At 50.5% G+C, this 325-nt stretch carries 1 pseudogene; it reads left to right on the forward strand.

Annotated elements, in window-relative coordinates:
- Positions 1–325 (forward strand): annotated as a pseudogene (locus I6E40_RS10795) (ISAs1 family transposase); the annotation flags it as partial.

Genomic DNA, 325 nt, shown 5'->3' on the forward strand with positions numbered 1-325 from the left:
ACGGGCAAAAGGCGGAGATTTCCTGATAGAGCTCAAAGCCAATCAACGGTCGCTACGTTATGAGGTCGAGGACGGGCTCAAGGAACATGCTCCGTTGTATTCATATACTGAAGGCCCGGAACTCGGCCATGGGAGAATCGAGACAAGGACCTACAACATCTATGACGGTTTTGAAGTAGTAGCCGACAAGGAAAAATGGGGCGGAAACATGACAATCATCGAATATAAGTCGTCCACAATCAAAAAGTCCAAAGGCGTGTGTACTTCCGAAAAACGGCTGTACGCCAGCAGCCTGCCTGCGGACACGCCAAAGCTGGGCGCAATA

It is taken from the genome of Prevotellamassilia timonensis (assembly GCF_021531665.1).
Lineage (GTDB): Bacteria > Bacteroidota > Bacteroidia > Bacteroidales > Bacteroidaceae > Alloprevotella.